Origin of the sequence: Streptomyces sp. AC512_CC834 (genome assembly GCF_019049325.1) — a bacterium.
In the GTDB taxonomy this organism is placed as follows: Bacteria; Actinomycetota; Actinomycetes; order Streptomycetales; family Streptomycetaceae; genus Streptomyces.
Genome location: NZ_JAGMUO010000137.1, coordinates 1 through 289, shown reverse-complemented (window position 1 = coordinate 289; position 289 = coordinate 1). Strand labels below are relative to the sequence as shown.

At 69.9% G+C, this 289-nt stretch carries 1 protein-coding gene; it reads left to right on the top strand.

The features are described from left to right. The coding region (locus KUM40_RS40745; RefSeq protein WP_254396452.1) for an acyl carrier protein at positions 1 to 289 on the top strand (289 nt) is incomplete at both ends.

The following is a 289-nucleotide window of genomic DNA, read 5'->3' as shown; positions in this document are numbered from 1 at the left end:
CGGTCGTCGCGGAGCCGGTGGCCGTTGCCCGGCCCGAGTCGCAGGCCCCGGCCTCCGGACCGGCGACGCCCAGCAGCGAACTGCTGGACTTCCTCAAGCAGGAAGTGGCCGTGGTCATGGGACTGCGCGCCGAACGGGTCAACGTCAGTCGGCCGCTGAACCGGCTCGGCATGGACTCCCTCATGGCCGTCGAACTGCGCAACCGCATCGAACGCCGCTACCAGGTCAAGCTGCCCATGGTGCAACTCCTCAAGGACGGCACCGTCACCAGCGTCGCCCAGGCCCTGGC